The 14,552-nt window shown below is 61.3% G+C and carries 15 protein-coding genes; 9 read left to right on the forward strand and 6 right to left on the reverse strand.

Annotated features, from left to right (window positions below):
* Positions 1 to 70 precede the first annotated feature (70 nt).
* The 5 genes from L1069_RS15800 to L1069_RS15820 all read right to left on the reverse strand — a co-directional run bounded on the left by L1069_RS15800 (position 71) and on the right by L1069_RS15820 (position 4,767).
* The gene (locus tag L1069_RS15800; protein WP_237456300.1) at positions 71 to 541 is read right to left on the reverse strand and encodes a DUF302 domain-containing protein; all 471 of its coding nucleotides are present in this window, start codon (positions 539 to 541) and stop codon (positions 71 to 73) included.
* A 155-nt stretch (positions 542 to 696) separates the two neighbouring features.
* Entirely contained in the window at positions 697 to 2,730 is a 2,034-nt protein-coding gene (locus tag L1069_RS15805; RefSeq protein WP_237456301.1) for a PhoX family phosphatase, read from the reverse strand.
* A 175-nt stretch (positions 2,731 to 2,905) separates the two neighbouring features.
* Entirely contained in the window at positions 2,906 to 3,964 is a 1,059-nt protein-coding gene (locus L1069_RS15810) for a YeeE/YedE family protein (RefSeq protein ID WP_237456302.1), read from the reverse strand.
* A 20-nt stretch (positions 3,965 to 3,984) separates the two neighbouring features.
* Entirely contained in the window at positions 3,985 to 4,323 is a 339-nt protein-coding gene (locus L1069_RS15815) for a metalloregulator ArsR/SmtB family transcription factor (RefSeq protein WP_129370612.1), read from the reverse strand.
* A gap of 60 nt (positions 4,324 to 4,383) precedes the next feature.
* The gene (locus L1069_RS15820) at positions 4,384 to 4,767 is read right to left on the reverse strand and encodes a hypothetical protein (protein ID WP_237456303.1); all 384 of its coding nucleotides are present in this window, start codon (positions 4,765 to 4,767) and stop codon (positions 4,384 to 4,386) included.
* Between the two features lie 109 nt (positions 4,768 to 4,876).
* On the opposite strand from L1069_RS15820, the gene L1069_RS15825 reads away from it, so the two are divergent.
* From L1069_RS15825 to L1069_RS15865, 9 genes are all read left to right on the forward strand, one after another.
* The gene (locus tag L1069_RS15825; RefSeq protein WP_129370614.1) at positions 4,877 to 5,614 is read left to right on the forward strand and encodes a cytochrome c biogenesis protein CcdA; all 738 of its coding nucleotides are present in this window, start codon (positions 4,877 to 4,879) and stop codon (positions 5,612 to 5,614) included.
* Positions 5,615 to 5,633: 19 nt separating this feature from the next.
* Entirely contained in the window at positions 5,634 to 6,215 is a 582-nt protein-coding gene (locus L1069_RS15830) for a thioredoxin family protein (RefSeq protein ID WP_237456304.1), read from the forward strand.
* A gap of 127 nt (positions 6,216 to 6,342) precedes the next feature.
* Positions 6,343 to 6,819 (forward strand): sulfur oxidation c-type cytochrome SoxX, encoded by a 477-nt coding sequence (gene soxX / locus L1069_RS15835; protein WP_129370615.1) that lies wholly within the window; start codon positions 6,343 to 6,345, stop codon positions 6,817 to 6,819.
* A 58-nt stretch (positions 6,820 to 6,877) separates the two neighbouring features.
* Positions 6,878 to 7,294 carry a thiosulfate oxidation carrier protein SoxY gene (soxY, locus tag L1069_RS15840; protein ID WP_129370616.1) on the forward strand — a complete coding sequence of 139 codons (417 nt, stop codon included), beginning with the start codon at positions 6,878 to 6,880 and terminating at the stop codon, positions 7,292 to 7,294.
* Between the two features lie 44 nt (positions 7,295 to 7,338).
* The gene (soxZ, locus tag L1069_RS15845) at positions 7,339 to 7,668 is read left to right on the forward strand and encodes a thiosulfate oxidation carrier complex protein SoxZ (protein ID WP_237456305.1); all 330 of its coding nucleotides are present in this window, start codon (positions 7,339 to 7,341) and stop codon (positions 7,666 to 7,668) included.
* A 74-nt stretch (positions 7,669 to 7,742) separates the two neighbouring features.
* Positions 7,743 to 8,594 (forward strand): sulfur oxidation c-type cytochrome SoxA, encoded by an 852-nt coding sequence (gene soxA / locus L1069_RS15850; RefSeq protein WP_237456306.1) that lies wholly within the window; start codon positions 7,743 to 7,745, stop codon positions 8,592 to 8,594.
* 99 nt (positions 8,595 to 8,693) lie between these two features.
* Entirely contained in the window at positions 8,694 to 10,391 is a 1,698-nt protein-coding gene (gene soxB, locus L1069_RS15855; RefSeq protein WP_237456307.1) for a thiosulfohydrolase SoxB, read from the forward strand.
* A gap of 114 nt (positions 10,392 to 10,505) precedes the next feature.
* Positions 10,506 to 11,777, forward strand: coding sequence for a sulfite dehydrogenase (gene soxC / locus L1069_RS15860; RefSeq protein ID WP_237456308.1), 1,272 nt, complete (start codon positions 10,506 to 10,508; stop codon positions 11,775 to 11,777).
* A complete protein-coding gene (locus L1069_RS15865; RefSeq protein ID WP_237456309.1) occupies positions 11,761 to 12,807 on the forward strand; it encodes a c-type cytochrome in 1,047 nt (348 codons plus the stop codon). Before soxC ends, L1069_RS15865 begins: the two co-directional genes overlap by 17 nt.
* 73 nt (positions 12,808 to 12,880) lie before the next feature.
* On the opposite strand, the gene L1069_RS15870 is transcribed toward L1069_RS15865, so the two are convergent.
* Positions 12,881 to 14,320, reverse strand: a complete 1,440-nt coding sequence (locus L1069_RS15870; RefSeq protein ID WP_237456310.1) for a hypothetical protein — start codon at positions 14,318 to 14,320, stop codon at positions 12,881 to 12,883.
* Positions 14,321 to 14,552 lie beyond the last annotated feature (232 nt).

Consider the following 14,552-nt stretch of genomic DNA (forward strand, 5'->3'; position numbering starts at 1 on the left):
AATGCTGCGGCGGAAATCGGCGCATTTCATGCGCTTTTGGGTATTTTAAACCAGAAAGAAGCGGAAGGAGCTATTGCTGTGCTCTTTCAGCGATCCGCGCAAAGCGATTATCCAGCTGGTCTGCCAGGGCTTTCAGCTCAGCACCGCCTTCGTCGATGTAGGGCGCAAAGACATGGGACGGCAGCTTGTAGGCAAGGGTGGCGCTGCCGTCCTCCTCCTCGGTCACATAGATTCTCACCGGGGCTTCGATCATCGCAGCTGTAGACAGTGCCAGGATCTTTACCGCGAAATCATTGTTGAACAGGCCGATGACCCGGTTACCCGGAAGGGTGATGCCGCGGGCGGCTGCGGCCTTGGTGGGGCCTGCCTGGGTGACCACACCCATGCCCTCAGTCTTGGCGGCGGCTTTGACGTCCTTGATCAGCTGCCCGTAGGGCTTTGACGTCTCATGCACTGCCCAGCCGTCGCGTGGAGCAATGTTTCCGGCGGATGCGGCAGAGGCTGCCAGAATGAGCACGGCCGTCAGGCGTTTGAAAAACATGGTTTCCCTCCAATGGCTTTACCGAGTTTGTTAAATCACACGGGCGGGCTGGATGCTCACAATTGCGTGCATCAGGCGGCAATCCGCCCGTCAGGGCAAAAACCTGCGCGCGCCCCGGTTGGGGCGCGCTCCGCCTGATAACAGACGTGCGGGTGTTACCCTGCGATTTTGCTGCCGCCCTGTTTCGTGACCACCACAACTGAAGGGCGCGGCGGCATTTCCGGGTCGAAATCCGGCCAGCGGGTTGCCGGGTCTTCAAAGGTAGACGCGCGCTCAAACCCCTTCAGCGCCTTGGTGCCATCGGTGCCCGGATGCTGCACCGCCAGAAACAAAGTCTCGCCGTCCGGCGCAAAACAGGGGCCGCACAGCTCGCCGCCAGCCGGGCAGCGGAAGAACAGTTTAGAATGGCCGCGCAGGCTTCCTTCGGTCTCAACCCCGTACAACCCGTCCGATTTGCCGGTCTTGCCCCATTTGCTGCCCTGATCGGTTGCGACCCACAGGCGGCCCTCGGCGTCAAAGGCGCAGTTGTCGGGGGAGCCGAACCAGCCGTTGTCAGAGGTTTCCGGATTCCATTCGGCCCCGACGGCGGCAATGCCCGGATCGCCGCATTTCACCAGGATCGACCAGTTGCCGCGGGCCGCTGCATGGTCGCCGCCGTCTTCCTTGATTTCGATGATATGTCCAAAGCGCGACTTTGCCCGCGGGTTGGCTGGATCGGTCTGGCCTGCCGAACGGCGGGCGTTGTTGGTCAGCATGATATAGGCGGTGCCGTCGCCGCGGGGGGCTGCGTCTTCGGGCCGGTCCATTGGCGTGGCCCCCAGCGCATCCGCCGCCAGCCGTGCATCGATCAGAACGTCAGCCTGGCTGGCAAAGCCGTTCTCAGCCGTCAGCGGACCCTCGCCATGCACCAGCGGCAGCCAGTGGACACTGCCGTCCGGGTCAAAACGGGCGGCATACAGGATACCGTCGCTGAGCAGCTTTGCATTGGCCGCCGGGTCGTCCGACACAACGCCCTTGGAGACATATTTGTACTGATAGTCAAACCGTGCATCATCGCCCATGTAGACCACAAGATGGCCATCCGTGGAGGTGGTGGTTTCAGCGCCTTCATGGCGGAAACGGCCAAGCGCGGTGTGCTTCACCGGTGCAGCCTCCGGATTGCGCGGATCGACCTCAACAACCCAGCCGAAGCGGTTGGCCTCATTGGGGTCCTTGTCGATGTTGAACCGGTCATGGAATTTGCCCCAGGCGTACCAGCGGCCCGGCACGCCGTAACGTTTCATCTGCGCCGCTTCAGGCTGATCCGACAGATCCGGCTTGCCGTCCGCGTCCAGCCTGTCCGTCCAGAAATAGCCGTGAAAGTTCTCCTCGGCCATCAGCCAGGTGCCCCAGGGGGTCATTCCGCCGGCGCAGTTGTTCAGCGTGCCGATGACCTGCGCCCCGCTGGGATCCGCGTTGGTTTGCATCCGGGCATGGCCGGCAGCGGGGCCGTCGATTGTCATCACCGTGTTCAGTGGTGAGATGCGGCGGTTCATGCTGCCATCCCGGACCACCGCCCATTTGCCGTCCGCGCTGCGGGCGATTTCCACCACCGAGCCGCCGTGTGCGGCCATTTCAATATCCACCAGTGCGCGAGTCATTCCGGCGAAGTCTGCTTTGTCCTGGCGGCCAAGGGCGGGGAACATCACCTCTTCATTGGTGTATTCGTGGTTCACGCACAGCAGCCCGCGGGTGCCTTCGGTATTCAGCGGTGTAAAGCCGACATAGTCGTTGTTGTAGCCGAACTGCTGCAACTGGGCCTGGGCCGTCTGGTTCATCACGTCGAAATCCGGCGCATCCGCCGTGATCGGGTCGCCCCAGCGCAGCAGGATATCTGCGTCATAGCCTTTGGCCACGTGGTGGGTTTCGTCGTTGCCCCAGGCCAGTTCATCAAAGGCATAGCGGCTGGTGCCAGCCGTGCCGCCGGCAGTGGCGTGGCGCGGCGCAGTGAGGGCTGAGGCGCCGAACAGCGCGGTGGTGGCAGAGACCCCCAGCAGGCCCTTCAGCATGCCCCGGCGGCCATAACGGCTGGCGATCACGTCGCCGATGGTGCGGGTCAGGTTCGGATTGGCGGGAATATCATCAAAGGCTTCAAAAGCTTCAGCCTTGTTGCCGGTTTGCGGGTCTTCGATTATTTGCTTGCGGTCCATGGCGGGCTCCAGAATCTTATCAATCGTTGTCGGCCGGCCAGCGGGGCCAAACTCGGACCGGGACCATTATGGGCGGGTGTGTAACAGATGTTTTAAGGTTAATGCGGGTTAATCGAACTATCACATTCGGCGGTGTGAACTGCAATTGCCCGCCTGTCCCCGCGGGGACAGCAGGTTATTCTGCCGGGCGGAAGCCTTCGATCAGCTGGCGCAGGCCAATTGCGGCACCTGCAAAGATTGCCAGCATGGTGACGGGCGCCGAGACCGCCAGCAGCGAAAACGCGCTGAGGCCTTGACCGACGGTGCAGCCCATGGCGATCACAGCACCCGCACCCATGATGGCGGCGCCGATGATCTGACGGCGCAGCTCGCGCGGGTCGTCACAGGCCTCCCAGCGGAAATGACCCTTGATCAGCGAGCCGGCGAAGGCGCCGGTCCAGACCCCGGCGATGGAGCCGACGGCAAAGGACAGCGGGCGCAGACTGCCGGTCATGGTCCAAAGGATCGTCTCGCCCAAGGGAGCAGAAAACGAGTGCGAAACAACCGGCAGCGCTTCGAACCCCTCGGCGTTGATCAGGGTCGTGCCAGCCCAGCCCGAGGTGACGGCCAGTCCGACCACGGCAGACCAGAACAGCGCTTGTTTGTCGGCGCGCAGTTCCGCATTGGCGAGGGAAGCCAGCAGGATCAACAGGCCGGCAGCTGTCCCGATCGCGGCAACCGGCAGGCCGCTCCAGGCGGCGGCGTAATGGGCCAGTCCCGGCGGGATTTCGGTGGTGACGTCCTGCTGTGTGAAAAACAGGTTGCGCAACGGGGCGAGAGGGCCGGCCAAAACCACATAGGTGGAGACGCCCATCACCAGCACAATCACAAAACTGCGCAGGTCGCCGCCGCCCAGACGGGCGATGGCGCCGTATCCGCAGTTACCGCTGAGCGCCATGCCGTAGCCGAACATCAGCCCGCCAAGGATCGAGGCGGCGGGCATCCAGCGGATCGAGAGGTAAAAGGACTGGTCGGCATCCACCAGTCCCAGCCCGATCAGCGCAAAGCTGGAGGTTACAGCCACGCCGATGGCAATGCCCCACATCCGCATCCGCAGGGAGGAGCCGCCGTAGAGCAGGTCTTCGATTGCACCCAGGGTGCAAAACCGTCCCAGCCGTGCAGCAAGACCCAGCAGCACACCGCCCAGCAGCCCGATGCAGGCGGCCAGCTGGTGTTCTGTCAGGAGATCAAACATGCGGGGATTTCAATCAGGCCTCAGCTGCCGTCTTTGCAGAACAGGTCGTAGACCACTTCCAGGATGCGGCGGGGTTTGTCGTCGGCGAGACGGTAGAATATGGCTTTGCCCTCGCGGCGGGGAATGACCAAGCCTTCGAGGCGCAGGCGGGACAATTGCTGCGAGACGGCGGCCTGGCGGGCTGACAACAGCTCTTCCAGCTCGGTCACTGATTTCTCGCCCGAGACCAGATGGCACAGGATCATCAGCCTGCCTTCGTGGCTGATTGCCTTGAGGAAGTTGGAGGCCTTGGTGGCGTTGTCCACCATCTTGTCCATTTCTTCCGGTTCCATATCGGCAGAAAACTGCGGTAATGCCATCTGTTATCTCCTGAGCGGCGCATGCACGCCGCACTCCTGTGCTTGACCCCGCCGGGACGGTCAGCTGCCGCCCTGGGTGTGCGTATTATCAACAAACCCTGTATGGGCGGTTAGCAAATCTGCCAGCAAAGGCCAAAAGAAATCTTCGCCGGGATAGCCTTCGAGCCGGGCCTGTTCCTGTCCGTCTTCAACAATCAGGAACGTCGGCGTGAACATGACCCTGCGGGCAACCTGCAGATCATCAGGCATCGCGCGCAGGTCGACCCGCCGCAAGGGTGCGAATTTGCCTTCGGCTGTTTTCGGGTAGACCGGGGCGATTTCTTCGTCCCAGCGGGCACACCATTCGCAGCCCGCCTGTTCCACCATCACCAGTTCAGCCGCCCAGGCGGGCAGGGCAAGGCAGGCCGCCGCTGCGGCTGCAGCCAGTTGCCGAAGGTGGCGCATGTATGTCATTCCATCTGTTGACGGTTGCTATTGAAACAACATAATTCGAATATGTGAATGACACAAGCCGGGCCCGGATAACGTTGTTGTGGGGCAGCTGGGGGACTTGATGCTGGAAACATCCCTGTTTGGCGCCTTGATCGCAGGTCTGCTGAGCTTTTTTACCCCCTGTATTCTGCCAATGGTGCCGTTTTACCTGTCTTACATGGGCGGGCTGTCGATGGCCGAGCTGCGCGGCGACGGGGCGATTGCCACAGGCGCGCAGCGGCGGCTGCTGGTATCTGCCTGCTGCTTTGCCGCCGGTGTCACAACTGTGTTCATGCTGATGGGCATGGGGGCGACGGCGCTGGGGCAGCTGTTCGGGCAATATCTGGAGGTGCTGTCTTATGGCGCGGCGGCCTTGCTGTTGCTGTTCGGGCTGCATTTCCTGGGGGTGGTGAAGATCCCGCTCTTGTACCGCGAGGCACGGATGGAAAGCAGCGCCGAGCCGTCGACGGTGCTGGGCGCCTATCTGATGGGGCTGGCGTTTGGCTTTGGCTGGACGCCCTGTGTGGGGCCGGCGCTGGCGTCGATCCTGATGATCGCCTCGGGCCTGGGGGATATCTGGCGCGGCGGTGTGCTGCTGCTGGTTTACGGGCTGGGCATGACCGCGCCTTTTGTGGTGGCGGCGCTGTTTGCCAAGCCGTTTCTGGCATGGGTGGCGCGGCACCGGGCTGCCTTTGCCTGGGTCGAGAAGGGCATGGGCGCGATGCTGGTTCTGTTTGCGGTGCTGATCGCCACCGGCGGGGTGCGGCTGATTGCCGAGGTGATGATCCGCTGGTTGCCGGGGTTCAGTTCGATTGGTTAAGTGAGGTCAGGAGTTCAACATGCTGAAAAATATTGCGAAAGCGTTAATTTTAATGACCCTGGCCACGCCTTTGGCGGCGGCGGACCTGGGCGATGACGGGCTGCATAAAACGGCCTGGATGCGGGACACCTTCAAGGACCTGCGCGAGGATCTGGAGGAGGCCAATGGCGAGGGCAAGCGGCTGGCGCTGATTTTCGAGCAGCGCGGCTGCATCTATTGCACCAAGATGCATGAGGAGGTCTTTCCCCGGCCTGAGATCAGCCAGTACATTGAAGAGAATTTTTTTGTCGTTCAACTGAATTTATACGGCGATGTGGAGGTTACCGATTTCGACGGCGAGGCGCTGGCGGAAAAGGACATGGCGCGCAAATGGGGCGTGTTGTTCACGCCGACGATTCTGTTCCTGCCGGAGGAAGTGGGCGAAAACGTCACAGCCACCGAAGCGGCGGTTGCAATGATGCCGGGCGCATTTGGCGGCGGAACCACGCTGGACATGTTTACATGGGTCAACGAAAAGCGATATGCGCTTGATAACGGGGAAGATTTCCAGCGGTATCACGCGCGCCGGATTCGCGAGCGCAATAATGGGTCTGCGGACTAGGGGTCTGGCGCATAATTTGGAAAAATTCACAATAATGAATTTGTTGTTGCGTATTGGGCCGGCGGTGCCCTACGGTATGCAGCAGCTAAGCAACCGCACTCAGATGCGGCAGCCATTGGGAGGATACATGAAGCTTACATCTCTGACACTGGTGCTGAGCCTGGCCGGAAGTGCGGTTTGGGCCGGGGAGGTTGCTCCGAAAGCGGTGCAGTATGGCGAGGACGGCCAAGTGGCCGCGTCGCTGACGGGTGTTGCGGGCGATGCCGTGAACGGCGCGCTGGTGGCCGGCACCAAGTCCAAGGGCAACTGCGTGGCCTGCCACCAGCTGACAGCGCTGGCGGATGTGCCGTTCCACGGTGAAATCGGCCCGTCGCTGGATGGTGCGGGCGATCGCTGGAGCGCGGAAGAGCTGCGCGGGCTGGTGGCCAACGCCAAGATGACGTTTGAGGGCACCATGATGCCGGCCTTTTACAAGGTCGATGGCTTTATCCGCCCGGGCGATGCCTATACCGGCGATGCCGGGACCGAGCCGCTGCCGCCGATCCTGACGGCGCAGGAGATTGAAGATGTGGTCGCGTTCCTTGCGACACTGAAAGAAGAGTAAGGCGCGGGCGGGGCCTTGTGTGCCCTGCGGCCTGATGTGAATTCAAAGGAGAGATATGATGGAGTTCTCACGCCGTGAGACCCTGGCGATGGGCCTGGGCGCTGCCATGGTGACCGTGCTGCCGTTCCGTGTGAGTGCGGCGGCGGACGACCGGATTGCCGCCTTTACCGGCGGTGCGGATATCGCCGAGGGCGGTGTAACCCTGACCGCGCCGGAAATCGCTGAAAACGGCAATACCGTTCCGGTGTCCGTGGCCGCCGAAGGCGCCACCGCGATCCTGGTGCTGGCGACCGGCAACCCGGAACCGGGTGTGGCGACGTTCAATTTCGGCCCCGGTGCGGCGGCGCAGTCGGCCTCGACCCGGATCCGCCTGGCGGGCACCCAGGATGTGGTTGCGATTGCCAAGATGGCCGACGGCACATTCACCAAGGCCAGCGCCACCGTCAAAGTGACCATCGGCGGTTGCGGCGGCTGAGGCTGCCCGCTCCCTGAACGGAATTCTTAAGGAGAATTAAAGACATGGCATCCGGTGTTAAACCCCGCGTCAAGGTCCCGAAAAAAGCTGCCGCCGGCGAGGCGGTCACCATCAAGACCCTGATCAGCCACAAGATGGAAAGCGGCCAGCGCAAGGACAAGGAAGGCAACCTGATCCCGCGCTCGATCATCAACCGCTTCACCTGTGAATTCAACGGTGCGATGGTGCTGGACGTGGCGATGGAGCCTGCGATCTCGACCAACCCGTATTTTGAATTCGACGCGACCGTGCCCGAGGCCGGTGAGTTTGTCTTCACCTGGTATGACGACGACGGTTCGGTCTATGACACCAAGAAGACCATCGCCATCGGCTGATCCGTTCCGGATCTTCAGGCACGCGTTCTGTCCGGCACGGCCGGGCAGGACAGGCACCCAAGGGAGGACAGGGAATGAACAAGAAGGCAATCACAGCAATTGCCGCCGTGCTGGCGCTGCCGATGGCCGCGAGCGCAGGCCCCGACGACGACACGCTGGTGGTCAACGAAGAGATCGAGATGGTCACCAAGACCGCAGCGCCTGCGCATATCGCGGATGCGATGGATGAGGTGATGTCGGGCTGGCACTTCCGCAAGGATGAAACCCAGTCGCTGCAGATGGATGATTTCGAGAACCCGGCGATGATCTTTGTCGATCAGGCGATTGACACCTGGAGCACCGTCGAGGGGTCCGAAGGCAAGTCCTGTGCGTCCTGCCACGATGATGCCGAGGAAAGCATGGTTGGCGTTCGCGCGGTTTACCCGAAGTGGAACGAAACCGCCGGCGAGGTCCGCACCCTGAACATGCAGATCAACGATTGCCGCGAAAACCAGATGGGCGCCGAGAAGTGGAAATACTCCGGCGGCAAGATGGCGGCGATGGAAGCGCTGATTTCCGTGCAGTCGCGCGGGATGCCGGTGAATGTGGCGATCGACGGCCCGGCCCAGTCCACCTGGGAACAGGGCAAAGAGATGTATTACACCCGCACCGGCCAGCTGGAGCTGTCTTGCGCCAATTGCCACGAAGACAATTATGGCAACATGATCCGCGCCGATCATCTGAGTCAGGGCCAGATCAACGGCTTTCCGGTGTACCGCTTGAAGAACACCAAGCTGAACACGGCACACGCGCGTTTCAAGGGCTGCATCCGTGACACCCGCGCCGAGACCTACAAACCCGGTTCCGCGGAATTTGTGGCGCTGGAGCTGTATGTCGCGTCGCGCGGCAACGGGCTGTCGGTCGAAGCGCCTTCTGTCCGCAACTGATCTTTGCGCCCCGTTCCTGAACGCAGGAGCGGGGCGTCTCTCTTTTGAAACATTCATTCACGTGAATATATAGCGTGAGCAAACAGGATACCGGTACTCATGATTTCGCGCCGCGATTTTCTGCAGGTTTCCATGGCGGCATCGGCCATGGTGGGGGCGTCAGGCTTTGGCAATTGGGCGCGGCTGGCTGCGCAGCAATCGCTGAGCCAGGAGCAACTGTTGCAGTTCGACAGTTTTGGCAACATCAGCCTGATCCATGTGACCGATATTCATGGGCAATTGAAGCCGATCCATTTCCGCGAGCCGTCGGTCAACCTGGGTGTTGGCGCCAACAAGGGCCACGTGCCGCATATCACCGGCGCCGATTTCCGCCAGGCTTATGGCATTGCGGACGGCAGCCCTTCGGCCTATGCGCTGACTTATGATGATTTCTCGTCGCTGGCCCAGGGCTATGGCCGGGTTGGCGGGCTGGACCGGATGGCGACGATCATCAACGCGATCCGCGCCGACCGCCCCGATGCGTTGCTGTTTGACGGCGGCGACACCTGGCACGGCTCCTACACCTGCCATCACACGGCCGGCCAGGACATGGTCAACGTGATGAACGCGTTGAAGCCGGATGCGATGACCTTTCACTGGGAGTTCACCCTGGGGTCCGAGCGGGTGAATGAGATCGTCGAGGGGCTGCCCTTTGCCGCCCTTGGCCAGAACATTTTTGACGCCGAATGGGACGAGCCGGCCGAGCTGTTCAAACCTTACAAGTTCTTTGAACGCGGCGGCGCCAAGGTGGCGGTGATCGGCCAGGCCTTCCCCTATATGCCGATTGCCAATCCGGGCTGGATGTTCCCGGAGTATTCATTCGGTATCCGTGACGAGAACATGCAGGCCATGGTGGATGAGGTCCGCGCTGCCGGAGCCGATCTGGTGGTGGTGCTCAGCCACAACGGTTTTGACGTCGACAAGAAAATGGCAGGCAAGGTGCAGGGCATCGACGTGATCCTGTCGGGGCATACCCATGACGCGCTGCCCGAGCCGGTACTGGTGGGCAAGACCCATATCATTGCCTCTGGTTCCAACGGCAAATTCGTCTCCCGCGTCGATCTGGATGTGCGGGACGGCCAGCTGATGGGGTTGCGGCACAAGCTGATCCCGGTGTTTTCCGACGTGATTGCTCCGGACCCGGCGGTGGCGCAGCTGATTGATGCGGAACGCGCGCCCTTCAAAGCGCAGCTGGCGGAGGTGATCGGCAAGACCGATACGCTGCTGTATCGCCGCGGCAATTTCAACGGCACCTGGGACGACCTGATCTGCGACGCGCTGCTGAGCGAGCGGGAGGCGGATATCGCCATGTCGCCCGGTGTGCGCTGGGGGCCGTCGCTGGTGCCGGGCGACGACATCACCCGCGAGGATATCTGGAACGTGACCTCGATGTCTTATGGCGCGGCCTACCGGTCCGAGATGACGGGCGAATTCATCAAGGTGATTCTTGAGGATGTGGCCGATAACATCTTCAACCCCGATCCCTACTATCAGCAGGGCGGCGACATGGTGCGGATCGGCGGCATGGGCTACCGCATCGACATCACCAAGCCGCAGGGCGAGCGGATCACGGATATGACTCTGCTGAAGAATGGCGAGGCGATTGATCCGGCAAAGTCTTATGTGGTGGCCGGCTGGGCCAGTGTGAACGAGGGCACCGAGGGGCCGATGATCTGGGATGTAGTCGAGGATCATATCCGCAAGCTCGGCACCGTGAGCTTGAACCCGAATACCTCGGTGCAGGTGGCTGGCGCTTAACAGCGCCCGCCCCGGCCGGGGCAGATAAAACCCGCCCCGGCGGGGTTAAGACAAAAAAATTTGCGCAGTTGAATTCACGAACGTGAATTTATCTATGTAAGGAGGCAAAGAGACATGAGTGATGACGCCAAGAACCCGGCGCCCTCGCGCCGCCAGTTCCTGACCGGGGCAGCGGCTGCCGGGGCAGGCGCGGTGGCAGCAGGGGCTGCGCCGGCGGCCACGCCCGATCCGCTGATTACCGAGGTGCAGGAGTGGGCTTCTGGCCTGGGCGAGGGGGTTGATGCCACGCCCTATGGGCTGCCGATCCAGTATGAAAGCGATGTGGTGCGCCGCAATGTGGAATGGCTGACGGCGGACACCATCAGCTCAATCAACTTCACGCCGATCCACGCGCTTGATGGCACGATCACGCCGCAGGGCTGTGCGTTTGAGCGGCATCATTCAGGCGCCATCGAACTGCGCAAAGAAGATTACCGGTTGATGATCAACGGGCTGGTCGATACGCCGCTGGTGTTCACTTACGCGGATCTGGAGCGGTTCCCGCGGGAAAACCGCGTGTATTTCTGCGAATGCGCGGCGAATTCGGGCATGGAGTGGGCCGGCGCCCAGCTGAACGGCGCGCAGTTCACCCATGGCATGATCCACAACATGGAATACTCCGGCGTTTCCCTGCGGACGCTGCTGGAAGAGGCCGGGGTCAAGCCAGAGGGCAAGTGGGTCTATGTGGAAGGCGCGGATGCGTCCTCAAACGGGCGTTCAATCCCGCTGGAAAAGGCGATGGATGACGTGCTGGTCGCCTTCAAGGCCAATGGCGAGGCGCTGCGCAAGGAGCATGGCTATCCGGTGCGTCTGGTGGTGCCGGGCTGGGAAGGCAACATGTGGATCAAATGGCTGCGCCGGATCGAGGTGACGGATCAGGCGATTGAAAGCCGCGAGGAAACCTCGAAATACACCGACACGCTGGCTGATGGTGTCAGCCGCAAGTGGACGTGGGAGATGGATGCAAAATCAGTTGTCACCAGCCCCAGTCCGCAAGCGCCGATCAAACATGGCACGGGACCGCTGGTGATTACCGGTCTGGCCTGGTCCGGGCGCGGGGCGGTTACCGGCGTGGATGTGTCGGTTGACGGCGGCAAGACCTGGGCTGAGGCACGGCTGGCCGCACCCGGCACCGACAGGGCGCTGACGCGGTTCTATCTGGATACAAACTGGGACGGGTCGGAACTGCTGTTGCAGAGCCGGGCCAGGGATTCCTCGGGCTATGTGCAGCCGACCAAGGCGCAGCTGCGCGAAGTGCGGGGGCTGAATTCGATCTATCACAACAACGCCATCCAGACCTGGTGGGTCAAGGCAAACGGGGAGGCGGAAAATGTCGAAGTTTCCTAAGTTTATCACAGCAACAGCCGTTGCAGCGGCTTTGGCGGTTCCGGTTTATGCAGAGGGGTTTGGCCTGGGCCGTCCTGCCATGCCGGAGGAAATCGCTGCCTGGGATCTGGACGTTGCCCCTGACGGCACCGGCCTGCCGGAAGGGTCAGGCGATGTGTTCACCGGCGAGGAAGTCTTTGCCGGGAAATGCGCCGTCTGCCATGGCGATTTTGCCGAAGGGGTCGGCAACTGGCCCAAGCTGGCAGGCGGGCAGGATACACTGGACCATGACGATCCGTTGAAAACAGTCGGCAGCTACTGGCCGTATCTGTCTACCACCTGGGATTATGTGAACCGTTCGATGCCGTTTGGCGATGCGCAGTCGCTGAGTGCGGATGAAGTCTATGCCATTGTGGCATACATTCTTTATTCCAACGATCTGGTGGATGATGAGTTCGTGCTGTCGAATGAAACGTTTAAGGATGTTGAGCTGCCGAATGCCGGCGGCTTCATTCCGGATGACAGGTTGCAGGCAGAAAAGCACTTCTGGAACCCGGAACCTTGCATGGAAAATTGCAAGGACAGCGTGGAGATCACCATGCGGGCCTTGGTGCTGGATGTGACGCCGGATGAGGGCAGCGCCAATGCACCTGAAGAAACTGCGCCACTGCAGGAGGCCGCCGCGCAGCCAGTGATGGAAGACGCTGTTGAAGTAGCGGCAGTTCCGGATCCTGAACTGGTCGCCAAAGGCGAGAAGACCTTTAAGAAGTGCAAGGCCTGCCATCAGGTCGGGGACGGTGCCAAGCCGAAGACCGGGCCCGTTCTGAACGGTATCATCGGCGCCCCGGCCGGCCATGCGGAAGGGTTCCGCTACTCCAAGGCGATGAAGTCCGCGGCTGATGGCGGGCTGGTCTGGGATGAGGCCGAGCTGGCGGCCTTTCTGGCCAAGCCCCGAAAATACATGAAAGGCACCAAGATGTCCTTTGCCGGGCTGAAGAAAGAGAGCGAGATCGAAGCCGTGATCGCCTATTTGCAATCCTATTCGCAGTAACAGCGGCCCTAAAGGCTGCAGCAGAGAGGGGCGCCGCTAGCGCCCCTTTTTTAGTGCCCGGCAGCCGGTCCCCTTATGGGAGAGGCGGGAACACCAGGACCATTGCACCCGTGATGTCTTCAAGCCGGGCCTTCGGTGTTCGTTCTGCGGCAGGCCGGCGCAGGCTTTCGGGCAGATCCGCGCAGGTCTGAGGGGCCGCCTGGCAAAGGATGACAGCGCGCCCAGTCAGCAGTTCAAGACGGATTGCAAGACTGCTGGACATGTGCAGGCCGGCTTTGGCGGCAGAGGGGTAATTCAGAATATCTCCGGTGATAAATACGGGCTTTGGGCTGACTGCGATGGCAGCAGCCATTGCGCGGGTTTCAACTTGCCAGTCGCGAAAGCGGGTGAATTGCACGGCAGTCTGCACAAGATAACTGGCGGCAACCAGCAGCACAGCATTGCGCGCCAGCCGGCCCGGCAGGCCAGGCTTGCGGCTCAGCTCCTGTGCTGCCCTGACTATCATCACAGCATAGATGATCCAGGTGAAATGAAAGGCGCGGGCCGGAATGGTCACCCCAAGCTTGAGAACCTGAAGGGTCATCAGTGCCATGCCCGCCCATAAGGCAACCCAGATGTACAGGGTCTCCATCGGCTGCCGGCGCAGCAGCACGGCAGTGGCCGCTGTCAGCATGCCGGCGTGAAACAGCAGAACCGGGGCGGACTGAAAGCTCAGCTTGTCCAGGAGAACTGAAACCGTCGCCCGCAGCTGCGGCAGATGGGACCAGAACCCGGCCAGGTCATGCGCCGGGTCCGGGCTGCGCGCCGGAGCCAGCGGGATGCCGAACACTCCATGCACCTGCCAGTTCAACGTATAAACCGCCAGCACCGCGCCCGCAAAGCTAAGCCCGAACAAGACCACCAGCCCCGCAAGGTCACGAAAAGAGCGCTGCTGCGTGCTGATCAGGCAGATCGCAAACAGGATGAGCGGAAAGGTTGTGTAGGCGGTAAAGGCCAGCAGGGTAAACGGCGGCAACAGCAGCCGCAGCGCGGCTTGGCGCAGGGTGAGCGCAAGAAACCCGTAGAGCGCCAGCACTGCAAATCCCGGAATGACGGTGCTGGACCAGCCTGCCATCAAAAAGACAGGCGGGGCCGGCAGCAGGGCCAGGGTGAGGGCAATAGTGAACCAGGCACGGTCATTGTCTTTGGTTGACGTGGCTGCAATGGCGGCTGCAGTCAACGCCCACAGCACCTGGAACAAGGCGAAGTTCAGCCAGGGCGGTGTTACAATTCCGCGCAGATGCCACAGGTAATTCAGCCATCGCCCTTCATGAAGGGTTTTCGGCCAGAACCCATCGGGCCTGGCCAGCAGAGCGGGGTAATCGTCAAACCGGATAATCGGATCCAGCAGATTTCCGGCGGACACGGCAAGCAAAAGCGGCAGCGCCACACAGGCAGAGATACGGAACGCCCGGAGTCTGCCGGTATCCATTTCCTGTATATGCGGCAGATGAAGGTGCGGAGAATGCGTCATGCGAAAATCCAAAATGGTGCGTTGGCGCCCTGGTTCTGCGCCCGGCTGTGCTGAATTCGAAAGTTGTGTTCAATGAATGACTTGGCGCGGTCTTGCCCTGGAAAAATGTCGGTAACCCGGTTGCAGGAGTGCGGCAGCGTTAATCCCTTGTTGAGTTTTTGTCCTAAAGCCAAATCTCTCAGGCGTGTTGTCAATTACAGGGGAAATTCGGCAAATTTTAGGCGTATTGCGC

This window comes from Leisingera sp. MMG026 (genome assembly GCF_021654205.1).
In the GTDB taxonomy this organism is placed as follows: domain Bacteria; phylum Pseudomonadota; class Alphaproteobacteria; order Rhodobacterales; family Rhodobacteraceae; genus Leisingera.